Below are 23,362 nucleotides of genomic sequence, written 5' to 3' on the forward strand. Positions count from 1 at the left end.
GCGACGAACGCCTCCCGCCGCATCCCCGCGACCGGCCGCGCGGCCGGCGGCCCGGCTCCGTCCCACCGCCTCCCGAGCTTCCCCGGCCCGACCCCGTGCTGGAGCATCAGCACCGGCGCGTGGACGCGCTCCAGCCCGCCGTCCCCCGCCGCGACGGCGAGATCGAACCGCGTCTGCGCCGCCTGCGCGAACGGGATCGTCAGCGCCCCGGACGCCGCCAGATGCCGCGCCGTCCCCGCCGCGAGCGCCGACGACGGCGCCACCGTGTACACCGTCTGGACCCGCCGGTCCCGCTCCACCAGCGGCGCCACGTCCGCGAGCCGCGTCGCCGCCGTCAGATGGTGCACGACCACCAGCACCGTCCGCAGCCCGGAGAGCGTTGCCCCCTTACCCCCGTCCAGCCCGAACGGCCCAATGGACCACCCGTCGCCCGTCATCACACCCTCCTGCCCGTCGACCCAACGACAGGCCAAAGGTGCCCCCACCCCCTGGACGACTTCCTTGCACCCCTCTGGACACCCCCCTTGCACCCCAGTTAGAGCGGTGCGGGTTCGTTGACCTGCGGCGTGTTGTTGTTATGAGCGCGTCGGAAGCAACAACACGCCGCAGGTCAACGATGTGGCGACCCGCGGAACCCGCGGGCTACCACATGTAGATGTTGCAGATGGCAGGTATTACATACATAGCGGCTATGAACATCTGACTTTTCCACTTCGTGGTGGTTGTTGGATGCTTTAGCGCACGCGTCGATGCACGTGCATTCTGCTCGTGCTTTCGTTGCCTCCGAACCATCCCTGGCGGTTCGTGGGGCTATGCCAGCCTAGAGGTGATTCGGGCAGCTCGTGGTGCGTTCCGTAGATCGTCCACGATGCCCGGAGAGAAAGTTGCACCGAAAAAGACATTCGACGCCGGACGGTGATTATTGTGTTCCGTCGGGTCCGATTCGCATTAATCAAGCACCTGTTCGACCGGAACCCGGATGGCCGTGCCGAGCAGCGTGGTGTCGAGGCTGGTAAGTGCGCAATTGTCGTGTCATCGTCCGAATGGGGGGAGGGGGTGGGTGCACGGAGGGAAAGATGGAGGAGGTCACGCTCCTCGGGTCGGTCGGGATCGCGGTGGACGGGCGACGGGTGGTGCTCGGCTCGCCGAAGGAGCGATGCGCGCTCGCCGTCCTCGCCGTCGACTGCGGGCGTCCGGTGCAGCCGGACACGCTGGCCGCGCGGATCTGGGGATCGGGCGGACGGCCTGAGCACGCCCGCGCCACGCTGACGAGCTACCTGTCGCGGCTGCGCCGCCGGCTCCGGGAGACGGGCGCGCCGCTGCTCCGGCACGATCCGGCGGGGTACGTGCTCGCGGTCGACGCCGATGCCGTTGACCTGCACCGGTTCCGGCGGCTGTGCCGGCAGGCGCGGGCCATCGCGGAGAGCGGGGACGACGAGGAGGCCCGCGGGCTGCTCCGCGAGGCCGCCGGGCTGTGGCAGGGGGAGCCGCTCGCGGGGCTGACCGGCGACTGGGCCCGGCACATGCGCGTGAGCCTGGAGGAGGAGTTCCACGCGACCGTCCTGGAGCGCATCGACACGGAGTTGCGGCTCGGGCTGCACACCGAAGTGGTCGGTGAGCTGGTCCGGCTCAGCGCCGCGCATCCGTTCGACGAGAAGGTCGCGGGCCTGCTCATGACCGCGCTGTACCGGTGCGATCGACCCTCCGACGCGCTGGCCGTCTACGCGCGTGTGCGAGCGCTGCTCGCCGAGGAGAACGGCACCGAACCGGGGCCCGGCCTCCGCGAACTCCAGGAGCGGATACTGCGCCGGGACGTCGGTCTGGCCGCGACGCCGCGCCCCGAGGGAGCACCGCCCGACACCCTTCCGCCGGACATCGACGACTTCACCGGACGCGACGACGAACTCGGCGCGCTCACCGGCCGCGCCCACCACCGGGTCTCCGTCATCACCGGGCTGGCGGGCGTCGGCAAGAGCGCGCTCGCCGTCCGGGCCGCGTGCGTCCTCGCCCACCGGTATCCCGACGTCCGGCTCTACCTGCATCTGCGCGGTCACGATCCGGAGCTCCCGCCGCTGTCGCCGCATGCGGCGCTCGCCGAACTGCTGCGGCTGCTGAACGTCCCGGCGCGGCGCATCCCGGCCGGGCTCGCGGACCGGGCCGCGCTGTGGCGGCGGGAGATGGAACGCCGGCGGGCGATCGTCGTCCTGGACGACGCGACGGACGTCCGGCAGATCCGTGCGATCCTCACGGCGCGGTCCGTCCGCTTCCTCGTGACGGCCAGGCGCCGGCTGACCGGGCTCCCCGGCGCGGGCTACGTGCGCCTCGACGTCCTCGGCGTGGACGCCGCCCGCGCCCTCGTCCGCGGCATCGCCGGGCAGCTCCGGGACGTCGACGTCGACGCCATCGTCCGCCGGTGCGGCCGGCTCCCGGTGGCGCTCCGCGTGGCCGCCGGACGGGCCGCCACCGGCGTGTTCCACCACGACGAGGTCGGCGCCGAGGACGGCGAGGGCCTGGCGGAGGCCGCGTTCGGACTCTCCTACCGCGCGCTCACGGCCGATCAGCGGATGGTGTTCCGCCGCCTGGGCCTGACCCCGTGCCCGGAGACGGACGCGCACATGGTCTCCGTGGTGAGCGGTGCGACGGAGGAGGTCGCGCGGGAGGCCGTCGAGGCACTGCTCGATCACCACCTCGTGCACGAGTCCGTCCCCGGGCGGCTGCGCATGCACGACCTGGTCCGGGCCTTCGCGCGCAGCCGGGCGTTCGCCGAGGAGTCGAGTGCGGACCGCAGGCGTGCCGTCGGACGGCTGCTGAACCACTACCTCGTCCGCGCCGACCGTGCGGACCGCGCCCTGTACCCCCATCGCCACCGGCCCGCGGCGGCGGCCGAAGGCGGTGGCGAGGAGCACGACGCGCGAGGGTGGCTGGAGACCGAATGGCGCAACGGCCTGGTCCTCGCGCATCACGCCATCCAGCACGAATGGCGGCAGCACGGCGTCCGGCTCGTGCAGTCGCTCTCCGCGTTCCTGGAGGAGCACGGGCACTACGAGCACGCGGCCGAGGCGCAGGAAGAGGCGCTCCAGGCCGCGCGTGAACTCGGGGACGCCGGTTCCACGGCACTGACCCTGCTGGCGCTGAGCCAGACGAAGGCGCGCAGAGGGCACTTCGCGGAGGCGCTGAGCCTGGCGGAAGAGGCCCTCATGCTCACCCGCGCCACGGCCGACCCGCGCGCCGCCGCCGAGGCACTGGACCGCATGGGCATCTACCTCTGGCAGACCGCTCGGTGCCGCGAGGCGCTCGCGCACCACCGGGAGGCGCAGGCGCTGTACCGGCGGGCCGGCGACCGGCGCGGCGAGGCGGAGGCGCTCGGGCACGCCGGGATCGCCCTCGGCCAGCTCGGCCGCTTCGCCGAGGCCCTCGGGCACCTCCGTGCCGCGCTGGACGGATTCCGGCTGGCCGGGGACGAGCGCGGCGCCGCGATGGCGCACAACAACCTCGGCGAGATCCAGCGCCAGCGCGGCTACCACCGCGACGCCGTCCGGCACTACGAGGAATCCGGCCGCGTGTTCGGCGGCGTCGGGGAGTACCGCGCCATTCTGCAGAACAACATCGGGAACGTTCACCAGTACAAGGGAAACTACGCTGAGGCGCTGCGCTGTCACCGAGAGGCGATCACCGTTTTCCGGACGGCCGGTGACCGGCGGAACGTCGCCGACGTCCTCAACAGCCTCGGAGTCACCTATCTGCTGATGGGCCGTCCGGCGGAGGCACTCGTCCATCACCAGAAGGCCGAACGGAGTGCGCAGGAGATAGAAGACCCTTACCAGCGCGTACGGGCCGTTCAGGGAATCGCGGACGCTCATCTGGCCACGGGGCGTGGCGCCGTTGCGCTTGAGCATTACCGGCAGGCGCTGATGATCGCGCGGGGTATCGGCGACCCCTATCACGAAGGGAAGGCGCACGAGGGGATCGCGGCCGCGCTTCTGCGGCTTCGCGGGCCCGATGCGGCGCGGATCCACTGGCGGCAGGCGCTCGATCTGTTCGAGCGGCTGGGCGTTCCCGAGGCCAGGGCGATCGCGATCCGGCTCCAGATGATGGACGGTGTCTCCGCCTGATCCCTCCCCTCGCCGGCCAGACCGTTCGCCTCCGAAGCATCGCGTCGCCGGAACGGGGTGCTTCATAATTCGTGCATCACAAGATGGGGCAATGGAGGCAAAACGGTGAGCGACATCGAAGAGGTCCCACCCGGGGTAATGGAGGCGAAACCGTGAGCGAGATCGAGCAGGCTCCACCCGGGGTGGACGGAACGGTCCCCAGCCCGGCTCGCATGTACGACTACATCCTCGGCGGTTCGGCCAACTTCGCGGTCGATCGCGAAGCGGTCGAGAAGGTCCGCGCGCAGATGCCCGATCTGGAGGACGCGGCATGGGCGAACAGGGGTTTTCTGCAGCGTTCGGTGCGGTGGCTGGCCGAGCAGGGCATCCGGCAGTTCATCGACATCGGCGCCGGCCTGCCGACGGGCAACAACACCCATGACGCGGTGCAGAAGGTCGCGCCCGACGCGCGGATCCTGTACGTCGACAACGACCCGATGGTCGCGGCGCACGCGAAGACCCTCCTGGAGGGGGCGTCGGGGACGGCGTTCATCACCGCGGACTTCCGCGACCCCGAAGGGCTGCTCGGGCACGAGAAGACCCGGGCGATGATCGACTTCTCGCGGCCGGTGGGGCTGCTGCTGGTGACGGTGACCCACTTCGTGCCGGACGAGGAGGACCCGTGGGGGCTCGTGCGGCGGTACGTGAGCCGGCTGGCGCCGGGCAGCTACCTGGCGCTGTCCGCCATCACCAGCGAGCGCCAGATCGACCGGGCGGTCGACACGGTGAAGAGCGTGTACGCCGGCTCGTCCTCCCCCGGCGGCTTCCCGCGGAGCCGCGCGGAGATCGAGCGCTACTTCACCGGCCTGGAGATCGTCCCGCCGTACGAGGGCGCGCCCGCGGAGGTCTGCCACGTGGGCCAATGGGGCGCCGTCGATGCCGACGATGCCAATACGGACGGCTCTCGCTGGGGCTATTGCGCCGTGGCGAGGAAGACGGCATGACGGCGCCCGTGCGGCTCTGCGGGCGTCCGACCGGCTCATCCCAAGGTGCGGCAACGGAGGCGAAACAGTGAGCGAGATCGAGCAGGCGCCGCCCGGGGTGGACATCACCATCCCCAGCGTGGCCCGGATGTACGACTACTTCCTCGGCGGCACCGACAACTTCGAGGTCGACCGCGTCGCCGGGGAGAAGATCCGCGCGAACATGCCCGAGGCCATGGACACGGCCTGGGCGAACCGCGGGTTCCTGCAGCGTTCGGTGCGCTGGCTGGCAGAGAACGGTATCCGGCAGTTCATCGACGTCGGCGCCGGGCTGCCCACGATGAACAACACGCACGATGCGGCGCAGGCCGTCGCGCCGGACGCGCGGATCCTGTACGTCGACAACGACCCGCTGGTGCGGGTGCACGCGAACAAACTGCTGGAGGGCTCGTCCGGGACGGCGTTCATCACGGCCGACTTCCGCGACCCGGACGGGCTGTTCGGGCATGAGGTCGCCCGGGAGACGATCGACCTCAGCCGGCCGGTCGGGCTCCTGGTGGTGGCGCTGACCCATTTCGTCCCGGACGAGGACGATCCTTGGGGCCTCATCCGGCGGTACATGGACCGGCTCGTGCCCGGCAGCTACCTCGCGCTGTCCGCCGCCACCGACGACCGGCAGTCCGAGCGGGCGCTCGGCACGATCCACGAGGAGTACTCCAAGTCGACCGCGTCCGTCCACATGCGGTCGCACGCGGAGGTCACCCGGTTCTTCGACGGGTTGGAGCTCGTCCCGCCGTACGAGGGGGCGGGACGCGTGATCTCCTACACCGGCGAGTGGGGTGCCGAGGACCCTGTCGCCGCCGATAGTGATGGGTCGCGGTGGGCGTACTGCGGTGTCGCGAGGAAGACAGCATGAAGAAGCCGACGGTGGAGGAGCTGGGCGTCGATCCGGACGCCCTGGACTGGCAGCGCTCGGGGAGCGACGAGGGCGGCATCGAGGTCGCTTTTGTCGGTGAATGGACGCTTTTGCGCACGTCCGGCCAGCTCATCTCGGTGTTCGACGAGCACGAATGGGCCTGCTTCCTGGACGGCGTGCGGAAGGGCGAGTTCGACCGGGCCGCGTCCTGAGGCGCCCGCATGAAGCCGTTACCCGACGGGATTCGTGATGCGCTTCCTGATCCGGCCAAATCTGTGATTCACAAATTCGGAAGGCGTATGCTGATGCCGGCCGTATGTCAAGGGAGGTGGCGCCGATGAGCGAGGCGTACGGCGCCACCATCGCCAAACGGGGGCTGGCGCGCCGCCTGCGGGATCTGCGCGTCGAGGCCGGATACACGGCCAACCAGGTCTGCGACCGGCTGAACTGGGGAAGAGGCAAGGTCGGCCGGTTCGAGGCCAACAACTGGGTTCGTCCCGAACTCAGTGACATCCGCGACCTGGCGCGCATCTACGAGGGCAGCGACCTCGACGAGCTCGAGGAACTCGCGACGCGCGCCCGGCAGCGGGCCTGGTGGCGTGACTACCCGGACGTCTTCAACAACGAGTTCCCCGGCTACGAGGGGGACGCGTCGAGCATCCGGGTGGTCATGCCGCTGGTCATCCCCGGGCTGCTGCAGACCCTGCCGTACATGCAGGCGCTGCTCATGTCCGGCACGCAGTCGCCGGAGTGGCGCGAGCAGGCGCTGCGGGCCCGGCTGCGCAAGCAGCAGATCCTCGACCGCGACGAGCACGCGCCGAACCTGGTCGCGCTGATCACCGAGGCGTCGCTGCTGTACGAGTGGGGCGACCCCGGCGACCGCCGCGCCCAGCTCCGCCACCTGCTGACCATGTCGGCGCGGCCGAACGTCGAGCTGCGGCTGCTGCGCCTGTCGGACGGCCTGCACCCCGGCATGTCGACCCTGGTCAACATCTTCGATTTCCCCGGCGGCGAGCCCTCCATGGTCTTCCTCGAGAACGACGAGGAGGTCCAGGAGATCGACGACGCCGGGAAAGTGGAGGCCTATGGCGAGATCTTCGAAGAGATCCGCGCGGCGGCGCTGAGCGCCGCCGGCACCGCGGCCCACCTGGAGGCACTCATCGCGAAGCTGGAGTAAGACTCATGGACCTCTCTCAGGCACGGTGGTTCAAGGCCACCGCGAGCGCGAGCAGCAACGGGGGATGCGTCGAGGTCGCCGACCTCGAGACGGCCACGGGGCTGCGCGACAGCAGGACGCCGGAGGCCGGGGCGCACGTGGTGCCCCGGTCCGTCTTCGCCGCGTTCCTGGAAGACGTGCGGGCCGGCAGGTACGACCGCTGACTGACCGGGCCGCACACAGGATCCCCCAGGGCTGCACCCCTGGGGGATCTTCATGTGTGCGGCCCTCTCTCAGGCGCCGTCCACGGTACAGCGCCGCGCACCGGCCGTCCCGGGTCCGCCGGTACATGTTTCCTGCACCGCGAGGGGATGTGTTTTAGACGCTTTCGGGTGCATCGGTGAACGTCTCAGCTTCTCCCGCATGTTCCTTGCGATGTAGTGCCCCCGGCGGCCAGAAATGTGCGAAGCTGGGTTCTGTGATTCACACATAGCGAGTCGCGAACCATGGAGGTTCAAGGCGCGAATGTCTGAATCGCGAATGTCTCCGCAACCCCCGAGGTGGGCGCCATGACGAAGGCCGCGACGACGTGCGGGATTCCGTGGAGGCTGGAGAACGGCGGTTGCGCGGCCCTGCCCCTGCCTCCGGACGACACCATCGCGCGGGTGGCCCGTGCCCACATCACGGGTCTGCTCCCCGTACTCGGGCTGTCCGGCCAGGACGTCGACGACATCACGCTCATGGTCAGCGAGCTGGCGACGAACGTCTTGCAGCACGCCATGCCCGGCGACGGCCCGTCCGGCGCGGAACTGTGGGTCTACCAGCGCACGAGCGCGTGCGGCCGGGACGAACTCGTCGTCAAAGCGTTCGACACGCTGCGCGCGTGGCGGCCGCAGGCCCCCGCCGGCCCGATGCTGGAGCACGGCCGCGGCCTGGAGATCATCGAGTTGCTGACCCAGGGGCGGTGGGGGCACCACCCGTCCCGCTCCCGGCTGCGGACGCCGGCCGTCCGGGGGAAGGCGACCTGGTTCGCCCTGCCGCTCCCGCACGCCGGGCGCCGCCGCCGGCACGTCTGGCGGACCGACGAGCGGCTCGCCGCGAAGGACCTGCACGCGCTGCTCCTCCAGCGCGGCGTCCACGACCTGGAGCCGGGCGACGAACTCGGCGTCTCCGTCATGACGGGGCCGGGCGGCCTGACCGTCTGGTGCGAGTCGGCGACGTTCCGCTGGAGCGCCCCGTCCGGCGAGTCCGGCAAGCTCCCGGTCGCCGACATCACCGAGGTGTGCGAGGAACTCGTCCGCCTCTGGGAGTCGATGCACGACTGAGGCCGGCAACGGCCGCACGATCGGCCGCCGCATGGCCCGGGGTGGGGGCGGGCCATGCGGCGGCGGGGGGTCAGCCGCCCAGGCCGGCGCGGACGCGGTGCGCGGCCGCGACCAGGTTGCGCAGCGACGCCTCGGTCTCCGGGTAGGCGCGGGTCTTCAGACCGCAGTCGGGGTTCACCCACAGCCGTCCCGGCTCGACGGCCCGCAGCGCGCGGCGCAGGTTGTCCTCCATCTCCTCGGTGGCGGGGACGCGCGGCGAGTGGATGTCGTACACGCCGGGCCCGATCCCGTTCGCGTACCCGGCGGCGCGCAGGTCGCCGACCAGCTCCATGTGCGAGCGGGCCGCCTCCACGCTGGTGACGTCGGCGTCCAGCGCCCCGATCGCGCCGATGATCTCGCCGAACTCCGAGTAGCACATGTGGGTGTGGATCTGGGTGGTGTCCTTCACCCCGGACGTCGCCAGCCGGAACGCGCCGACCGCCCAGTCCAGGTAGGCCGGACGGTCCTCGTTGCGCAGCGGCAGGAGTTCGCGCAGCGCCGGCTCGTCCACCTGGATGACGCGGATGCCGGCGGCCTCCAGGTCGGCGATCTCGTCGCGGAGCGCGAGCGCGACCTGCCGGGCGGTGTCGGAGAGCGGCTGGTCGTCGCGGACGAACGACCAGGCGAGCATCGTGACCGGCCCGGTGAGCATCCCCTTGACCGGCTTGCTCGTCAGCGACTGCGCGTACGCGGCCCAGTCGACCGTCATCGGACGGGGCCGCGCGACGTCGCTGTGCAGGATCGGCGGGCGCACGTAGCGCGACCCGTACGACTGCACCCATCCGTGCTCGGTCGCCGCGTACCCGTCGAGCTGCTCGGCGAAGTACTGCACCATGTCGTTGCGCTCGGGCTCGCCGTGCACGAGGACGTCCAGGCCGAGGTCCTCTTGCAGTGCGATGACGCGGGCGATCTCGGCCTTCATGGCGGCGGTGTAGTCGGCTTCGGTGATGCGTCCGGCCCTGCGGTCGGCGCGGGCCCGGCGGATCTCGGGGGTCTGCGGGAACGAGCCGATCGTGGTGGTCGCGAGTTCGGGCAGGCCGAGCGCGTCCCGCTGCGCGGCGAACCGGGCGGCGCGGTCGCCGCGCCGCGTGTCCCCGATGCCGCCGAGCCGCTCCCGGACGCCCCGGTCGATGCCCGGTTCGGGGAGCGGCGCGGCGTCCGGGATCGGGACGCCGTCGCCGAGCGCCCGTCCGAGCGCGACGACCTCGGCGACCTTCTGCCGGGCGAACGCGAGGCGTCCGCGGACGTCCGGGTCGAGCGCTGTCTCCGCGTCGAGGTCGAGCGGGACGTGCATCAGCGAGCAGGACGTCCCGACCACGATCCGGTCGACGAGCCCGAGCACGGACGCGCAGGCGGCCAGCGCCTTCCGGGAGTCGGTGCGCCACACGTTCCGGCCGTCGACGACCCCGGCGACGAGCGTCTTGCGCGGCAGCCCGCCGACCGACGCGAGCACGTCCACGGTGCCGGGCCCGGCGACGAGGTCGAGCCCCACGGCCTCGACCCGGCTCCGCGCCAGCACGCGCAGCGCGTCCGCGCCGATCGTGCCGAAGTACGCGGCGACCATCAGCCGGGGCCTGCTGGACAGCCGCCCGAGCCGGCCGTAGGCGCGGGCGAGCGCGTCGATCTCCTCCTCGGTGCGGTCGGCGACGAGCACGGGCTCGTCCAGTTGCACCCACTGCGCGCCCGACCCCGCGAGCCGCTCCAGGATCTCGGCGTAGACGTCGACGAGCCCGTCGAGCAGGTCCAGCGTGCGGAACCCGTCCACTGCGGGCTTGGCGAGCAGCAGGTAGGTGAGCGGGCCGATGAGCACGGGACGCGTCTCGATGCCGAGCGCCTTCGCCTCCCGGTACTCGGCCAGCGGCTTGGCGGCGGCCCCGTCGGCGAGCCGGAACCTGGTGTCCGGCCCCAGCTCGGGGACGAGGTAGTGGTAGTTGGTGTCGAACCACTTGGTCATTTCGAGCGGCGGGACGTCCTGGACACCGCGGGCCATGGCGAAGTACCGGTCGAGCCCGGTCAGCCGCCGGTAGCGCTCCGGGACGGCGTCGACCAGCACGCTCGTGTCGAGCATCTGGTCGTAGAAGGAGAAGGTGTTCGACGGGATCGCGTCGACTCCGGCGTCGCGCAGGCCCGTCCAGACCTGCTCGCGCAGCTCGGCGCCGGTCCGGGCGAGCGCGTCGGCGTCGATGCGTCCCGCCCAGTAGTCCTCGGTGGCGAACTTCAACTCCCGGCGCGCCCCGATGCGGGGATATCCGAGGATCGTGGTGTTCATGGCGGCTTCCCTCGCTGTGCCACGGGCGACCGCGTGGACGGCACGGCACGGCGGAGCCGCGTCGCCGGCCGTCCCACGAGGCCGCGGACCACCGCGCACCGGGCGGCGCGCGGGCGGAGGCAGGTCTTCGGACTCGCGGGCGTCGCCTCCTCGGAGGAGGCGTCCTACTGGCCGTCGCTTCCCAGGCCGGTGGGCCCAGTGCGTCTGACGGCGGTCGTTCCCGCTCACCGCTGCGGGGCAGTCCCGGACTCGCACCGGGTTCCCTCTTACGACGCTCGAAACGAGCGAACCATCCGCATCCGGAGTCTACCGCCGTCCCGCCCGCACGCTCCGGGGAGCCGTCAGGCGGCGGGCGGGCCGAACCAGCGGGGCAGGTGTTCGAGCAGGTCGGCCTGGTCTTCGCCGACCCAGGCGACGTGGCCGTCCGGGCGCAGCAGGACGGCGGGCGCGTCGAGTTCCCCACTGACGTCGGCGACGTGGTCGACGCGGTCGGCCCACCCGGTGACCGCGAGCCGGCCGGTCTGGTCGAGCAGCAGCCCGCGTCCCCCGTGCATCAGCCCGTAGAGGCGGCCGCGCTTCAGCCGGACGTCCCGCAGCCGCCGGCCGAGCAGGGGATGGCCCGTCCCGAGGTCGTAGCGGACGCCGATCGCCGTGGTCTTCTCGATCAGCCGCCGGGTCACCTCCTCGACGTCCATCAGCTCCGCGAGCAGGCGGCGCACCGCCTGCGGGCCGGGCTCCAGGGACAGCAGCTCGGCCTGCGCGCGGGTGTTGTCCAGCACGTCGGCGGCCACCGGGCGCCGCTCGGTCCCGTAGGTGTCGAGCAGCGTCTCCGGGGCCCGGCCGCGGGCCGCGGCGGCCAGTTTCCAGCCGAGGTTGAACGCGTCCTGGACGCCGAGGTTGAGCCCCTGCCCGCCGAGCGGCGGGTGGACGTGCGCCGCGTCGCCGGCCAGCAGCACCCGGCCGGCCCGGTAGCGCTCGGCGAGCCGGGTGGCGTCGCCGAACCGGGACAGCCAGCGCGGCGAGTGGACGCCGAAGTCGGTGCCGGCGAACACCCGCAGGCGCCGCTTGACCTCGTCGAGGGTGGGCGGTGCGGCGCGCTCCCCGGACACGTCCTCGGACACGTTCTCGGCGAGCACGACGGCGCGGTAGACGCCGTCCCCGACCGGGCCGACGCCGAACGTGCGATGGGTCTCACGGACGTCCGCGACGATGGCGGCGATCTTCGCCGGGTCCTCGGTCGCCTCCATCTCGCCGGTCAGCCACTCGGTCTTCGCGGGCTCGCCGGGGAAGCCGACGCCGAGCAGCTTGCGCACCGTGCTGTGGCCTCCGTCGCAGCCGACGAGGTAGCGGCAGCGCAGCCGGGTGCCGTCGGCGAGGCCGGCGGTCACCCCGTCCTCGTCCTGGCTCAGCCCGACCAGCTCGCAGCCGCGCCGGACCTCGGCGCCGAGTTCGGCGGCGCGCTCGGCCAGCAACCGGTCGGTGACGGGCTGCGGAATGCCGAGGATGTAGGGATGCGCGGTGTCGAGCCGTTCGGGCTGCGGCTTGTCGATACCGGCGAAATGGCCGCGGAGCGGGTACTTCGTGCCGTGCGCGAGGAAGCGGTCTAGCAATCCGCGCTGATCCATCAGCTCGATACTGCGCACATGCAGGCCGAGCGAGCGGACAATTCTCGTCGGCTCCGCGTCCTTCTCCAGGACGAGCACACCGACGCCGTGCAGCCGCAACTCGGCCGCCAGCATCAGGCCGGTCGGCCCACCGCCGGCAATGATCACATCGATCAAGGAAACCCCCCGTTTCCGCAGGTTCTTGCGTGGGCCCACGATTGTGCGGCATCACCCGGCCCTTGCCGCAAGCCCCCCTGCGTGCTATACGTTAGTAGTGGCAAGGAGCGCGTTCTCCTTGCCTTTTTGTATGCCGGAGGCGAGTCCCCGCTGATGGCCCTTGTGTGCAGTTACCTCTGGGACGCGACGTCCGCAAACGCGAAAAAAAGTGGACGCTGACCGGCGACATTTGCTGAAGATGTTCTGGGTGCCCGTCGGAGATCGCGGGCGTGGACGACGTCGTTGAGAGGGGATGCCGTGGGTCGGTCGTACGTGGTGACCGGGGGCGGACGGGGCGTGGGGCGCGCGATTACCGAGCGCCTGGTCCGCGATGGCGGTGAGGTCGTCGTGATCGAGTTCGACCCGGAGGCGGCCGCGTGGGCGGAGGCCGTTCCCGGCGTCACCCCGGTCATCGGGAACGCCGCTGAGGAGAGCGTCGCCGAGCGGGCGGCCGACCTGGCGCAGAAGGCCGGGACGCTGGCCGGCTGGGTGAACAACGCCGCCGTCTTCCTGGACGTCGCCGACCCTTCCGCGCGCGAACTCCTGGACCTGGTGGCATTGAACTTCGACCCGGCCGTGGTCGGCTGCGTGACCGCCGTCCGCCGTTTCCTGGCGGCCGGAACGGGCGGTGCCGTCGTGAACGTCTCGTCCCACCAGGCGCAGCGTCCGGTGCGCGGTTCTCTCCCTTACGCGACGGCGAAGGCGGCCATTGAAGGGCTGAGCCGGGCACTCGCCGTCGATTACGGACCGCACGGCATCCGCACGAACGTCGTCGCGCTCGGATCGATCACCACCGAGCGGTACGAGAATCTCCTCGCCGGCCGGAGCGCCGAAGAGGCCGGCCGCATCGAGAGCGAAATGCGGCTGCTCCACCCGGTCGGACGCGTCGGACGCCCGGACGAGGTGGCCGCCGCCGTCGCGTACCTGCTGTCGGACGAGGCGAGCTTCGTCAACGGCTCCGTCCTCCCGGTCGACGGCGGACGCCACGCGGCCGGCCGGGACCCCGAGGAGGTCCGGCCGCCGGAGCGCTGAGCGGCGCGCGGTCGAGCGCGAATGCGTCCAAGGACGCAGATCGGGGTGATCGATCTCGTTACGCTTGCCTTCAGATAGACAGTGGTGTTCGGCAGGCGTGAGGCGGGGTGGGATGTCCGGCGCAGGACTCAAGGAGCTCAGGGACGGCGATCCGGCGCGGGTGGGGCCCTACCGGCTGCTGGCGCGGCTCGGGGCCGGCGGGATGGGCCGGGTGTACCTCGGCCGCTCGCGGGGGCGGCGGCTGGTCGCGGTCAAGATCGTCCACCCGCACTTCGCCGACAACGCCTCGTTCCGGCGCCGGTTCGCCAAGGAGGTCGCGGCGGCGCGCCGCATCGGCGGCTTCTACACGGCACAGGTCGTGGACGCCGACACCGACGCCGACCCGCCGTGGCTGGTCACCGAGTACATCGCGGGGCCGACGCTGCAGGACGCCGTCGACGAGAACGGCCCGCTGCCCGAGGGCTCGGTGGCCTCGCTCGGTGCCGGGCTCGCCGAAGGGCTGCAGGCCGTCCACGACCAGAACGTCATCCACCGGGACCTCAAGCCGGGGAACGTGATGCTGGCGGCGGACGGCCCGCGGATCATCGACTTCGGCATCGCGCGGGCGATGGACGCCACCTCGCAGAGCCTGACGGTGGTGGGCACGCCCGGGTACATGTCGCCCGAGCAGTACCTCGGCCGCGACATCGGGCCGGCCAGTGACGTGTTCTGCCTGGCCGCCGTGCTGACCTTCGCGGCGACCGGCCGGCACCCGTTCGGTGAGGGGCCGCCCGACGCCCTCGGCTACCGGGTCCGGCACGAGGAGCCGGACCTGACGGGCGTCCCGGCGGCGCTGCTGGAGCTGATCACGGCGGGGCTGGAGAAGGATCCGGACGACCGTCCCCCGACCGGCGAGTTCGTGGAGCGACTCTCCGCACTGGCGGCGGACGGAGCGATGCCGCTGCCGCAGACGTTCAGCACGATGATCGCCACCCGCGTGGCCGAGACCGAGCAGTTCGCGAAGAAGCCCGACACGGACGAGCGGCCTCCGGCGGGTCCGCGGCAGGAGCAGTCCGGGCCGAAGGCACCGCCGCCGCCGCGGCCGCAACCGCAGGGGCGGCCTCCGCAGCCGAAGGCGCCGGCGAAGCCGGCCGGCGGGATCGCGGCCGGGGTCATCGGGGTCCTGCTGATCGCCCTGCTGGTCGCCTACGCCGCCACCGACAAGTCCGACACGTCGCGCAATGCGGGCGCCACCTCGTCCCCGACGCCGTCCTCCAGCCGGACGACCGGACTCACGAGCGACGAGGGGAGCACCTGGCGGCCGACGTCGAGCCCGTCCCCGACGCCGAACCCGACCTTTGAGGCGTTCGACGAGATCTCGGTGAACGACTGCCTGGACGCCTACGAGGACCCCTACGAGATCGGCGAGTGGAGCGAGGACATGCCGCGCGCGGTGTCCTGCGACCGGAGCGACGCCTACGTGCGGGTGATCGGGGTGGAGGACTCCAGCAGCGCGTGCGATTCCAAGGCGCTCGACGGGGAGACCTGGTGGCGGTCCCCCTCGCACGACGGCGAGACGATCTACCTCTGCCTGCGGCGGCAGTTCAGGGATGGCGAGTGCTTCCTGGGCAAGAAGGGCAGCAAGAAAGGCATGCCGGCCATCAGCGGCCACGGCCTGATGACCTCGTGGAGCTGCGACTCGGACCGCGTCCCCAAGAAATTCACCTACATCCTCCAGTTCACCGGCTACTACGAGAGCAGGTGCCCGGACGGCTCGTGGCGGTGGACGGACTTCCGCGAAGGCGTCCTCTGCGCCCGCATCGTCTGACCCCGTGCCGGGGCCCGGCCGGCGCTGCCCGTGAACGGCGGGAACCTGCTGCTATTCGGCACTTTCGGCCGCGTTTCGCCACTGGCAGACTGAGGGGACGAAACGGGGAGGCCGTATGGAGGACACGCCCGAGCGCGTGCCGGTGGACCTGGGTGGGGCGACGCTCTACATCGAGGCGTCGGAACTGCGTCCAGGAAGCGGGGGAGGCTTCGGCGAGGAGCGGGACATCGCCGCTGTGAAACCGGACATGACCGAGGTGATCGCGGCGATCAGGCAGTTCAGCGAACAGCTCGGGACGTCGCTGAGCGCGAGCGGCGCGACCCGGTTCGCGGTCGAATTCGGGTGCGAGGTCGCGATGGAGACCGGAAAGCTCGTGGCGGTGCTCGGCAAGGCGTCCGCGAAGTCGACGCTGAAGGTCACGATGGAGTGGGGTCAGCCGAGCCCATGAAGGAGGGCCGCGCGGCGCTGGCCGAGGCACTGCGCGCCGCGACGGTCATGGTGTCGGCCGACGACAGGATCGGCACGGGTTTCTTCGTCGCCCCCGGGCAGGTGCTGACCTGCGCGCACGTCGTCACCGCGCCGGGAAGCGAACCCCCGGAGCACGTGGTCGGGCACTGGGGTGACCGCGAATTCAAGCTCGTGGTCACGCCATCGGGATTCCTCCAAGAGCACGACCTGGCCTTGCTGAAGGTGGTCGGGGAGCTCGACCATCCCGTGGCGTGCCTGGCCGAGCAAATGGAGCCAGGCGACGAGCTGTGGGCCTACGGGCATCCGGGCGGTGCCTACCGGCAGGGCGATGTCATCCGTTCCGTCTATGACGGCCCCTCGGTGAATGCCGAAGGGGTGGAACTGCTCAGGGTGACCGAGGGACGGGCCATTGAGGGCTTCAGCGGCGGCCCGGTGCTCAATTGGCGCACGGGCGGAGTGTGCGGGGTTCTGCGGCGCGCCGACGCCCCGCCGGGTGGCCCTCCGGGAGCCCGGCTCATCGGAGCGGCGCGCATATTCGAGGCCGTCCCGGAACTGAAGCCGCCGTCGGTGCCGTCCCCCGACCGCCTGCCGTGGTTCCGGCTCCTGGACGAGCGGCAACTGGCGGCGGGGCGCTGGTGCCACCCGAGCCCCCGGCTGCGCGGCTACCTCGAAGCCGCGCAGTTGACCGCGCGCGAGCACCCGTACCGGCTCGCGCTCGCCAACGCGCCGGAACTCGGCTCCGTCTACCTGCGCCAGCAGGCGAGCCCCGTGATCCGCGGGCAGGAGGCGAAGGGGGACGGCGACGACCCGGCGGTGGAGGCCCGGCCCGTCCGCGCCGACCTGCTGCTCGAAGGCGACCGGCGGTGCGTGTTCGTGGTCGGCGGGCCCGGCGCGGGGAAGTCGAGCCTGCTGCGCCACCTGGCGGAGACGAGCGCGGGCCGCTGGCTGGACGGCGCGGGCGCGCCGGGCGTCCCGGTCCTGGTCCCGGCGGGTGCGCTGGCCGCGGACTGCCCGCTGCCCGAGGCCCTCGCCGACGGGGTCACGGCGGCGCTGGGCGCGCGGCTGGCGGACCGGCGGCTGGCGGAACTGTTCGAGGACGAGCCGCTGCCCGGCGTCCCCTGGGTGGTCCTCGTGGACGGGGTCGACGAGATCCTGGACCCCGAGCGCCGCCGGCGCGTGCTGGAAACGGTCGCGTTCTGGCGCTCCCGGTCTTCCCGCTATTCGTTCCTCGTGACGACCCGGCCGCTGCCGCAGGGGCAGTTGGACCGGTTCCGCGAGGACGGCCTGCCGTTCTACGAGATCGAGCCGTTCTCCCCGGACCAGCTTCCCGAGTTCGCCGGCAAATGGTTCTCCGCGCTGGGCATGCCCGACCCGGACGCCCTCGTCGTGTCCTTTCTCGACCGGCTCGCGCTCAGCCGCCTCAACCGGCTCGCCGAGATCCCTTTGATCGCGACGATGCTCTGCGTCGTCTTCGCGAACCACGAGGGGCGGCGCCTGCCGCCCAGCCGGGTCGGCCTGTACGAGGAATTCGTCTCGCTGCTGATGGCCAAACGGCACACCCAGATGAACGCGCTGGAACGCCTCCAGCAGCGGATGAAGCCGTACGGAACGGCCGCCGAACAAGCCGTGGACACGCTGCTCGCCGGCCTGCGCCCACTGCTGGACCACATCGCTGATCAGCGGCTGGGCGGCCAGGGCCGGGAGGCGCTGCTCGACCTCGCCATCGCACACGTGGCGGACCTGCGTCCCGCGCACCTCCCCGCCGGGGAATGGCGAAACCTGGTGGAGGAGGTGCTGCGGCTGAGCGGCCTGGTGGTCGAGCGGTCCGGGGAGTTGGAGTTCTTCCACCAGACGATCCTGGAATACCTGGCGGTGTGCGCCCGTGAGACCCCCGCCGACATCGTCCCGGAAATGAACTTCGGAATGATCCTCGGACGCAGTTCGTTCGCGCTGCTCAGGTCGGCCGTGCTCATCGAGCGCTCTCCCGGCCAAGCCCGGGACGTCGCGGTGGCCCTGCGCGATACGGGCCTGGCGGGAATGGCGTTCCTCGCGGCGCTGGTGAACGACGGCGTGGAGTTTCCGGACGATGTCGTGGACGAGGTGCGCAGCGAGTTGGAGGAACTCTCGGCCGGCACCGACGGCGGATGGTCCCGCAGGCAGAGTGACGCCCTGGAGGCCCTGACGCTGATCGACCCCGACCTGGGATTCGCCTACTGGAAGCGGTTCGCGACCGACGGCGGTCTCGACCATTTCGAACGCAGGGAGGCGATCCGCGGTCTCGTCCGCGCCGGTCCCGGCCGTGCCGCGGCCGTTCTGGAACCCCTCGCGCTGAAGTGGGAGACGCCGTTCCCCGTCCAGCAGGCCATCGTGTACGAGTTGACCGTCCTGAGCCGGCGGCGGAGCGATGAACTGCTGGCCAGAATGGCGCTGGCCGAGCACATCGCCGGTGAGACGCGGCGCTGGGCCGCCGCCGGCCTGCTCGACCGCCTCGACCTGCCCACGCGGGCGGAGATCCTGGGGACGATCGCGAGCGGATCCGTCCTCCCCGGCTCCTACCGCCAGTGGGCGGCGGCGCGCCTGTTCGCCCAGGACCCGCCGCTGGGAGCCGACGCGCTCACCGCGGTCGCCGAGGACCGGACGGTGCCGGGCCCCGACCGCCTGTCCGCCGTCGCGACCATGGTCGGTGTCTTCGTCCACGGGTTGGATCTCAGACCGAGGGCGGCCGAGTTGTTCGCCGCCATCGCCTTCGACCCGGCGGTCGAGGCGTCCTACCGGGTCAAGGCCGCCAGGGAACTGATGCAACTGCGCGGTGAACCGGCCCGAAGGGCGTTCGCGCTCGTCGCCGCGGACCGCTACGCGGACGGAGTGAGCCGCGCCCGCGCCGCCGCCGCACTGGCCGACTTCGACGCCGTACAGGCGATCGCCGCGCTGTCGGAGATCACCGCGGACCCGGCGTCCGGCGCCGACGGCCGGCTTGAGGCGGCTCTGGCGCTGGCCTGGCTCAGCCGGCCTCGTGCGGCGAACGCGCTCCTGGCGCTGGCCGCCGACCGCCGTGTCCCCGAGGACGACCGCGCAGCGGCCGCCCACCACCTCGATTGGGTGGACCGGAGCGCCCTGCCCTCCGCACTGACGGCCATCGCGCATGACGAGCGGATCGCCGGCGCGCACCGGACCAGGGCCGCGCTGAGGCTGAGCCGGCTCACCCCGGAGACGGGCCGGCTCACCCTGGAAGCGCTGGTCACAGCCGACGCGATCAGCGCCCCCGACCGGCTGGAGATCGCCTGCCGCCTGGCCGCCCTGGACTCCCCGGACGCGCAGGCCGCCCTCGCGTCCCTCAGCGCGGAACGCGACCTCGACGGCGCCCGCCGCCTGCACGCCGCCCTGGAGGCGGGCACACCCGACCTGCTCGCCGCCCTCGCCACCGATACGAGCCTGGACGGCATGCACCGCGTACGCGCCGCGTTCGAGTTGGCGGCCACCGACCGCGCCCGCGGAATGGCCGCCCTCGCCGCACTGAGCAAGGACCCGACGACGGACGACGCAAGGGCCGAGTCGATCCGCGCCGAAATCGCCAATGTCAAGCGAGCGCGGAAGAACTACTTCCGCTCAGACGAAGCCATCGGAGAACCACCGGAAGTAGATCTCACCGGCATCATCTCCTATCGCGTTCTCGCTGCCCGCCTGCTCGCCTTCTACGACCGGAAAGCCGCCATCGACCACCTGACGGCATTGACGAGCGCCCCCGACGAAGACGTAGCCGACCAAGCCCTCACAACTTTGGCGAAAGACTTCTCCTAACCGGACTCGGTCACCCGGGGATTTCCGCGATGGAACTCCGGGTTTTCCCGGATGACCTGCGGAAACGCAGTGAGTGGGACGCGCGGCGGACGAGGCCGGTTGACGGCGGACCCGGAGCTGGCCAGCTATCACCAGGTGTCGGTGAATACCGGTACAACTGGGGATTCGTTCGATCGAAGGGATGCACAGGGTGAGGAAGCTTCTCGTCACGGGGGCCGCCGCGATCGCGGTGGCGGGAGCCGGGGTGCTGGTGGCGACGCCGGCCGAGGCCGCGAGTCCGGTGCAGATCTACCGGGTGTACTACAACTCGCCCGGCAGCGACACGGGGTCGAACAAGTCGCTGAACGGCGAATGGGTGCAACTGTTCAACACGTCCCGGCTGTCCAAGAGCTTGAAGGGCGTCAAGCTCCGCGACAAGACCGGCTACACCTATACGTTCGGTTCCTACAGGATCGCGGGCCGGAAGTCGGTCTACATTCACACCGGCAAGGGCAAGAACACGGCCACTCACCGGTACTGGGGCAAGAGCTGGTACGTGTGGAACAACACTGGCGACACCGCCTACCTGCTGTACGCGAACGGAAAGGTGGCGGACAAGTGCTCGTGGGGCAAGAAGGGCTCCTCGACGTACTGCTGACGCGTCCCCCCGGTCAGGTCGCCGGGGGCGGGACGAACGAGGCGATGAGCAGGGCGGCCGGGAGGATCGCGGCCGTCCTGTAGACGGCGGGGACGTCGGACGGGAGCGAAGGCGCCGCCGGAACCCACCAGCGCGTCCAGGCGTGGACGAGGCGCGGCCATGCGAGCAGCACCACGACGATGACCGCGATCGCGAGGCGAGCGTCCGCAAGGAAGGCGTGGGCGCCCTTGAGCAGGCCGTCGGCGGTGCCGGAGGCCGATGCCCCGATCAGGAGGTAGGCCGGCGCCGCCGTGGCCAGCGCGATCAGCAGGGAGAGGACGATCGCTGACGGCCATGCGGCGAGCAGCGCCAGCGTGCGTGCGGGACCGGGCGTGGACGCCCGTCTCCGGACGGCGGCCGGGGGATGCGAGAGCAGCGAGCGGAGCTTGCCGGCGCCGCCCGGCGCGAGGGCGCGCCGCAGGGCGTCGGGTCCGAGGATCTGCACGGGCAGGCGGTCCGCGCTGAGCTCGGACAGCCACAGCGCGGCCACCGGCAGGACCAGCACCCGGAGCGGACGGGTGGACACCAGGACGACCTGGGCGCTGACGACCGTCGCGAGGGCGTCCGGGGCGATCACGAAGTAGACCAGGATGGGCAGCAGCCCCAGCAGGACGAACACCGGCGCCCAGATCCGGATCAGCCACACGAAGGGGCTGCCGAGGCCGACGACCGGGTGGTCGCCCTGGCGGACGTGGGCGATCTCGTGCAGCAGCACCGCCTGCGCCGCCCGGCGGTCGGCGGGGTCCCCGCGCCACATGCGGACCAGCGCGGGGAAGACCGCGACGCGCGCCCGCCGCCATCCCGCCGGGTAGACGCGCGCGAGCCGGCCGCCGCCGAGGCCGAAGCGCAGCCGGGTGCCGGGCGCGTAGCCGTCGACGAACCGCTGCATCTCGGCGATGACCGGACGGTCGTCCGCGGGCCGGAGCCCGAGCCGCCATTCCACCCAGCGTGCCCGCAGGCCGGGGAACGCCACACTGAGGACCCCCGCCACCAGCAGTGCGACGGGCAGCATCTCCACCACGACCAGCAGCCGCAGCATGACCAGCGATGTGCGCCCGACCAGGGGCGCGTAGTCGCCGTCCCCACTGAAGGCGTCGATCCAGCCGCGGATGGCGTCGATCTGGCCGGGCAGGCCCCACCCGAGGTAGAGGGCGAAGAACAGCCAGATCCACGGTGGCAGGATTCCGCCCGCCACCTCGCGTCCCGTCCCTGCCGCCGGGCGAGTCATCCGCGTGATTCGCCCTTCAGGGCCCGCAGGAATTCCGATGCGGCGGCGGGGTCGGACAGCAACTCGTCCAGCAGTTCGTAGGCGACCAGTTCGGCCCGTGGACGGGGCATCCCGTCGTTCGCCAGGCGGCCGCGCAACTGCTCGACCGCCGAATGCAGTGCAACGGTTTCTGGATCTCCGGGCCTTTCGTCCGAATCATTCTCGGCGTCCGGTTCCCGGTCGCCGGACTTCGGGCGTCGCATTGCGACACCGAGGCTGACGATGGCGACGATGTTCGCCAATTGCGGGGTGCCGAGCAGGTACCGCAGGCTTTCCGCGCAGTCCGCCAGCGCCCTCAGGATGACCGGCAGATCGCCGATCAGAGCCGTCGGTCCCCAGCCGCCGGGCTCGGCTCCCGGCCGGGGGAAAAGCGCGGCACGCGCCCTCCCGCCGGACGCGAACGCCTGCCCCACTTCGGCGGCGAAGTCGGCCTCCTCCGGAGCGACCCGTTTCGCGATCTTCAATGCCCAGCCCCCGACGAGGTCCATTCGAGATCCTTTCCAGGTACGGGACCGTCCCGCTGCCGCCCGCGCTCCCGACGCATCATGCCACGCGATTTCCCGCCGCAGCGAAGATCCTTTCTTTTGGCGCGGGATGTAACGGACCGAAATCTCCGACCGTAAATGGAGAACTGGCGCGGAAGCGGCGCGCGGTCGTATCGTCGGCCGCCAGCAAGGAATGCAGGGGGCATCATGGAACGACCGGTTCTGGCCATTGACTTCGGTAGTACGAACACCTCGGGGGTGTCCCGGGTAAACGATCTGAACGAATCACCGGTAAGCGGCGATTACCGCTGTGTCCCGTCCCTGGTGTTCGTCGGCCCGGACGGCCGCCTCACCGCCGGCGGGCCTACCGAGCAACTGGCGGAGGCGTTTCCCGACCGGATCGTCCACGACCCCCGGCACCTGCTGGTCACCCGGGAATCCGCACGGATCGCCGACCGGGAGATCCCGACCACCGCCCTGGCCGCTGCGCTGCTGCGCCACGTCATGCCGGACGCCGCCGGGCGCCGCGTCGTCCTCACCTACCCGGCCCGGTGGGGCGCGCAGCAGGTGCGGGCGCTCGGCGCGGCGGCGTCCGAGGCGGGGCTGCCGGAGCCGTGGTTCCTCACCGAGGCGGAGGCCGCCGCCGCGTTCCACGACCCCCGGCCGGGCACGACCGTCGCCGTCTACGACCTCGGCGGACGGTCCCTCGACATCACCATCGTGCGCAGCACCGAGCAGGGAACGGAGATCGTCGGACGCCCTGGCGGGCACGACCGCTTCGGCGGTGCCGACCTCGACCAGGCCCTGCTGGGCATCGTCGCGGAACGCGCCGCGCGCCTCGATGCCGCCGCTTGGGCGGAGTCGCAGCGGCGGCCGCACCTCGTCCGCCATGAGGTCATCGAGGCCAAGCACCGGCTGTCCGACCAGGACCGCACGTCCCTGCGGCTCGACGGCCTCCCCGAGGCGATCACCGTCACGCGCGCCGAGTTCGAGGACGCGACCGACCAGATGCTGCGCTGGAGCGTGGGAGAACTCGTCGCCGTCATCGAGCGGGCCGGCCTGTCCCCGGCGGACCTGGCCGCCGTGCACCTGGCCGGGGGTGCGACCCGCATGCCCAGGATCGCCGAACTGATCACCGAGCGGCTGGGCCGCCCGCCCACCACGACGCCCGACCCGAAGGCGATGTTCACCACCGGCGCGCTGCGCGCCTACGCGCACACGACCCGGCCG

Annotated in this window: 17 protein-coding genes, 1 pseudogene and 1 riboswitch; of the genes and pseudogenes, 13 read left to right on the forward strand and 5 right to left on the reverse strand. The window is 71.6% G+C overall.

Annotation, left to right across the window (positions count from 1 at the left end; all coding sequences use genetic code 11):
• Positions 1-437 (reverse strand): annotated as a pseudogene (locus E1284_RS23220) (hypothetical protein); the annotation flags it as partial.
• 639 nt (positions 438-1,076) lie between these two features.
• Between E1284_RS23220 and E1284_RS23225 the strand changes: the two are divergent.
• The 7 genes from E1284_RS23225 (at position 1,077) to E1284_RS23255 (ending at position 8,471) form a co-directional block, all read left to right on the forward strand.
• Positions 1,077-4,112 (forward strand): AfsR/SARP family transcriptional regulator, encoded by a 3,036-nt coding sequence (locus E1284_RS23225; protein ID WP_165965388.1) that lies wholly within the window; start codon positions 1,077-1,079, stop codon positions 4,110-4,112.
• Positions 4,113-4,264: 152 nt separating this feature from the next.
• Positions 4,265-5,095: an SAM-dependent methyltransferase gene (locus E1284_RS23230; protein ID WP_131942244.1), complete on the forward strand. Its 831-nt coding sequence runs from the start codon at positions 4,265-4,267 to the stop codon at positions 5,093-5,095.
• A 67-nt stretch (positions 5,096-5,162) separates the two neighbouring features.
• On the forward strand, positions 5,163-5,990 hold the full coding sequence (locus E1284_RS23235; RefSeq protein ID WP_131942245.1) for an SAM-dependent methyltransferase: 828 nt from the start codon (positions 5,163-5,165) through the stop codon (positions 5,988-5,990).
• Positions 5,987-6,202 (forward strand): DUF397 domain-containing protein, encoded by a 216-nt coding sequence (locus E1284_RS23240; protein ID WP_131942246.1) that lies wholly within the window; start codon positions 5,987-5,989, stop codon positions 6,200-6,202. The genes E1284_RS23235 and E1284_RS23240 overlap by 4 nt, the downstream gene beginning before the upstream one ends.
• Positions 6,203-6,327: 125 nt before the next feature.
• Complete coding sequence (locus E1284_RS23245; RefSeq protein ID WP_165965389.1) at positions 6,328-7,167, forward strand: helix-turn-helix domain-containing protein; 840 nt, start codon at positions 6,328-6,330, stop codon at positions 7,165-7,167.
• A 5-nt stretch (positions 7,168-7,172) separates the two neighbouring features.
• Positions 7,173-7,370, forward strand: coding sequence for a DUF397 domain-containing protein (locus E1284_RS23250; protein WP_067636766.1), 198 nt, complete (start codon positions 7,173-7,175; stop codon positions 7,368-7,370).
• A gap of 345 nt (positions 7,371-7,715) precedes the next feature.
• Positions 7,716-8,471 carry an ATP-binding protein gene (locus tag E1284_RS23255; RefSeq protein WP_131942248.1) on the forward strand — a complete coding sequence of 252 codons (756 nt, stop codon included), beginning with the start codon at positions 7,716-7,718 and terminating at the stop codon, positions 8,469-8,471.
• Positions 8,472-8,541: 70 nt separating this feature from the next.
• On the opposite strand, the gene metE is transcribed toward E1284_RS23255, so the two are convergent.
• Together metE and rox are read right to left on the reverse strand one after the other, a co-directional pair.
• On the reverse strand, positions 8,542-10,779 hold the full coding sequence (gene metE, locus E1284_RS23260) for a 5-methyltetrahydropteroyltriglutamate--homocysteine S-methyltransferase (protein WP_131942249.1): 2,238 nt from the start codon (positions 10,777-10,779) through the stop codon (positions 8,542-8,544).
• A 101-nt stretch (positions 10,780-10,880) separates the two neighbouring features.
• Positions 10,881-11,089: riboswitch (cobalamin riboswitch) on the reverse strand.
• 31 nt (positions 11,090-11,120) lie between these two features.
• Entirely contained in the window at positions 11,121-12,560 is a 1,440-nt protein-coding gene (gene rox, locus E1284_RS23265) for a rifampin monooxygenase (RefSeq protein WP_131942250.1), read from the reverse strand.
• Between the two features lie 315 nt (positions 12,561-12,875).
• Between rox and E1284_RS23270 the strand changes: the two genes are divergently transcribed.
• The 5 genes from E1284_RS23270 (at position 12,876) to E1284_RS23290 (ending at position 20,341) form a co-directional block, all read left to right on the forward strand.
• Positions 12,876-13,631, forward strand: coding sequence for an SDR family NAD(P)-dependent oxidoreductase (locus tag E1284_RS23270; protein WP_279433064.1), 756 nt, complete (start codon positions 12,876-12,878; stop codon positions 13,629-13,631).
• A 112-nt stretch (positions 13,632-13,743) separates the two neighbouring features.
• Positions 13,744-15,438 (forward strand): serine/threonine-protein kinase, encoded by a 1,695-nt coding sequence (locus E1284_RS42580; RefSeq protein ID WP_207923911.1) that lies wholly within the window; start codon positions 13,744-13,746, stop codon positions 15,436-15,438.
• A gap of 115 nt (positions 15,439-15,553) precedes the next feature.
• Complete coding sequence (locus E1284_RS23280) at positions 15,554-15,886, forward strand: CU044_2847 family protein (protein ID WP_131942252.1); 333 nt, start codon at positions 15,554-15,556, stop codon at positions 15,884-15,886.
• Positions 15,865-19,704: a serine protease gene (locus E1284_RS23285; protein ID WP_131942253.1), complete on the forward strand. Its 3,840-nt coding sequence runs from the start codon at positions 15,865-15,867 to the stop codon at positions 19,702-19,704. Before E1284_RS23280 ends, E1284_RS23285 begins: the two co-directional genes overlap by 22 nt.
• Positions 19,705-19,894: 190 nt before the next feature.
• Positions 19,895-20,341 carry a lamin tail domain-containing protein gene (locus tag E1284_RS23290; protein ID WP_243714685.1) on the forward strand — a complete coding sequence of 149 codons (447 nt, stop codon included), beginning with the start codon at positions 19,895-19,897 and terminating at the stop codon, positions 20,339-20,341.
• A gap of 13 nt (positions 20,342-20,354) precedes the next feature.
• Here E1284_RS23290 and E1284_RS23295 read toward each other — a convergent pair whose 3' ends face one another.
• The gene (locus E1284_RS23295; RefSeq protein WP_165965390.1) at positions 20,355-21,608 is read right to left on the reverse strand and encodes a hypothetical protein; all 1,254 of its coding nucleotides are present in this window, start codon (positions 21,606-21,608) and stop codon (positions 20,355-20,357) included.
• The gene (locus tag E1284_RS23300; RefSeq protein WP_131942256.1) at positions 21,605-22,135 is read right to left on the reverse strand and encodes a hypothetical protein; all 531 of its coding nucleotides are present in this window, start codon (positions 22,133-22,135) and stop codon (positions 21,605-21,607) included. The genes E1284_RS23295 and E1284_RS23300 overlap by 4 nt, the downstream gene beginning before the upstream one ends.
• Positions 22,136-22,456: 321 nt before the next feature.
• On the opposite strand from E1284_RS23300, the gene E1284_RS23305 reads away from it, so the two are divergent.
• On the forward strand, positions 22,457-23,362 hold a 906-nt coding region (locus E1284_RS23305), incomplete at its 3' end, for an Hsp70 family protein (protein WP_165965391.1).

This window comes from Actinomadura bangladeshensis (assembly GCF_004348335.1).
Lineage (GTDB): Bacteria > Actinomycetota > Actinomycetes > Streptosporangiales > Streptosporangiaceae > Spirillospora > Spirillospora bangladeshensis.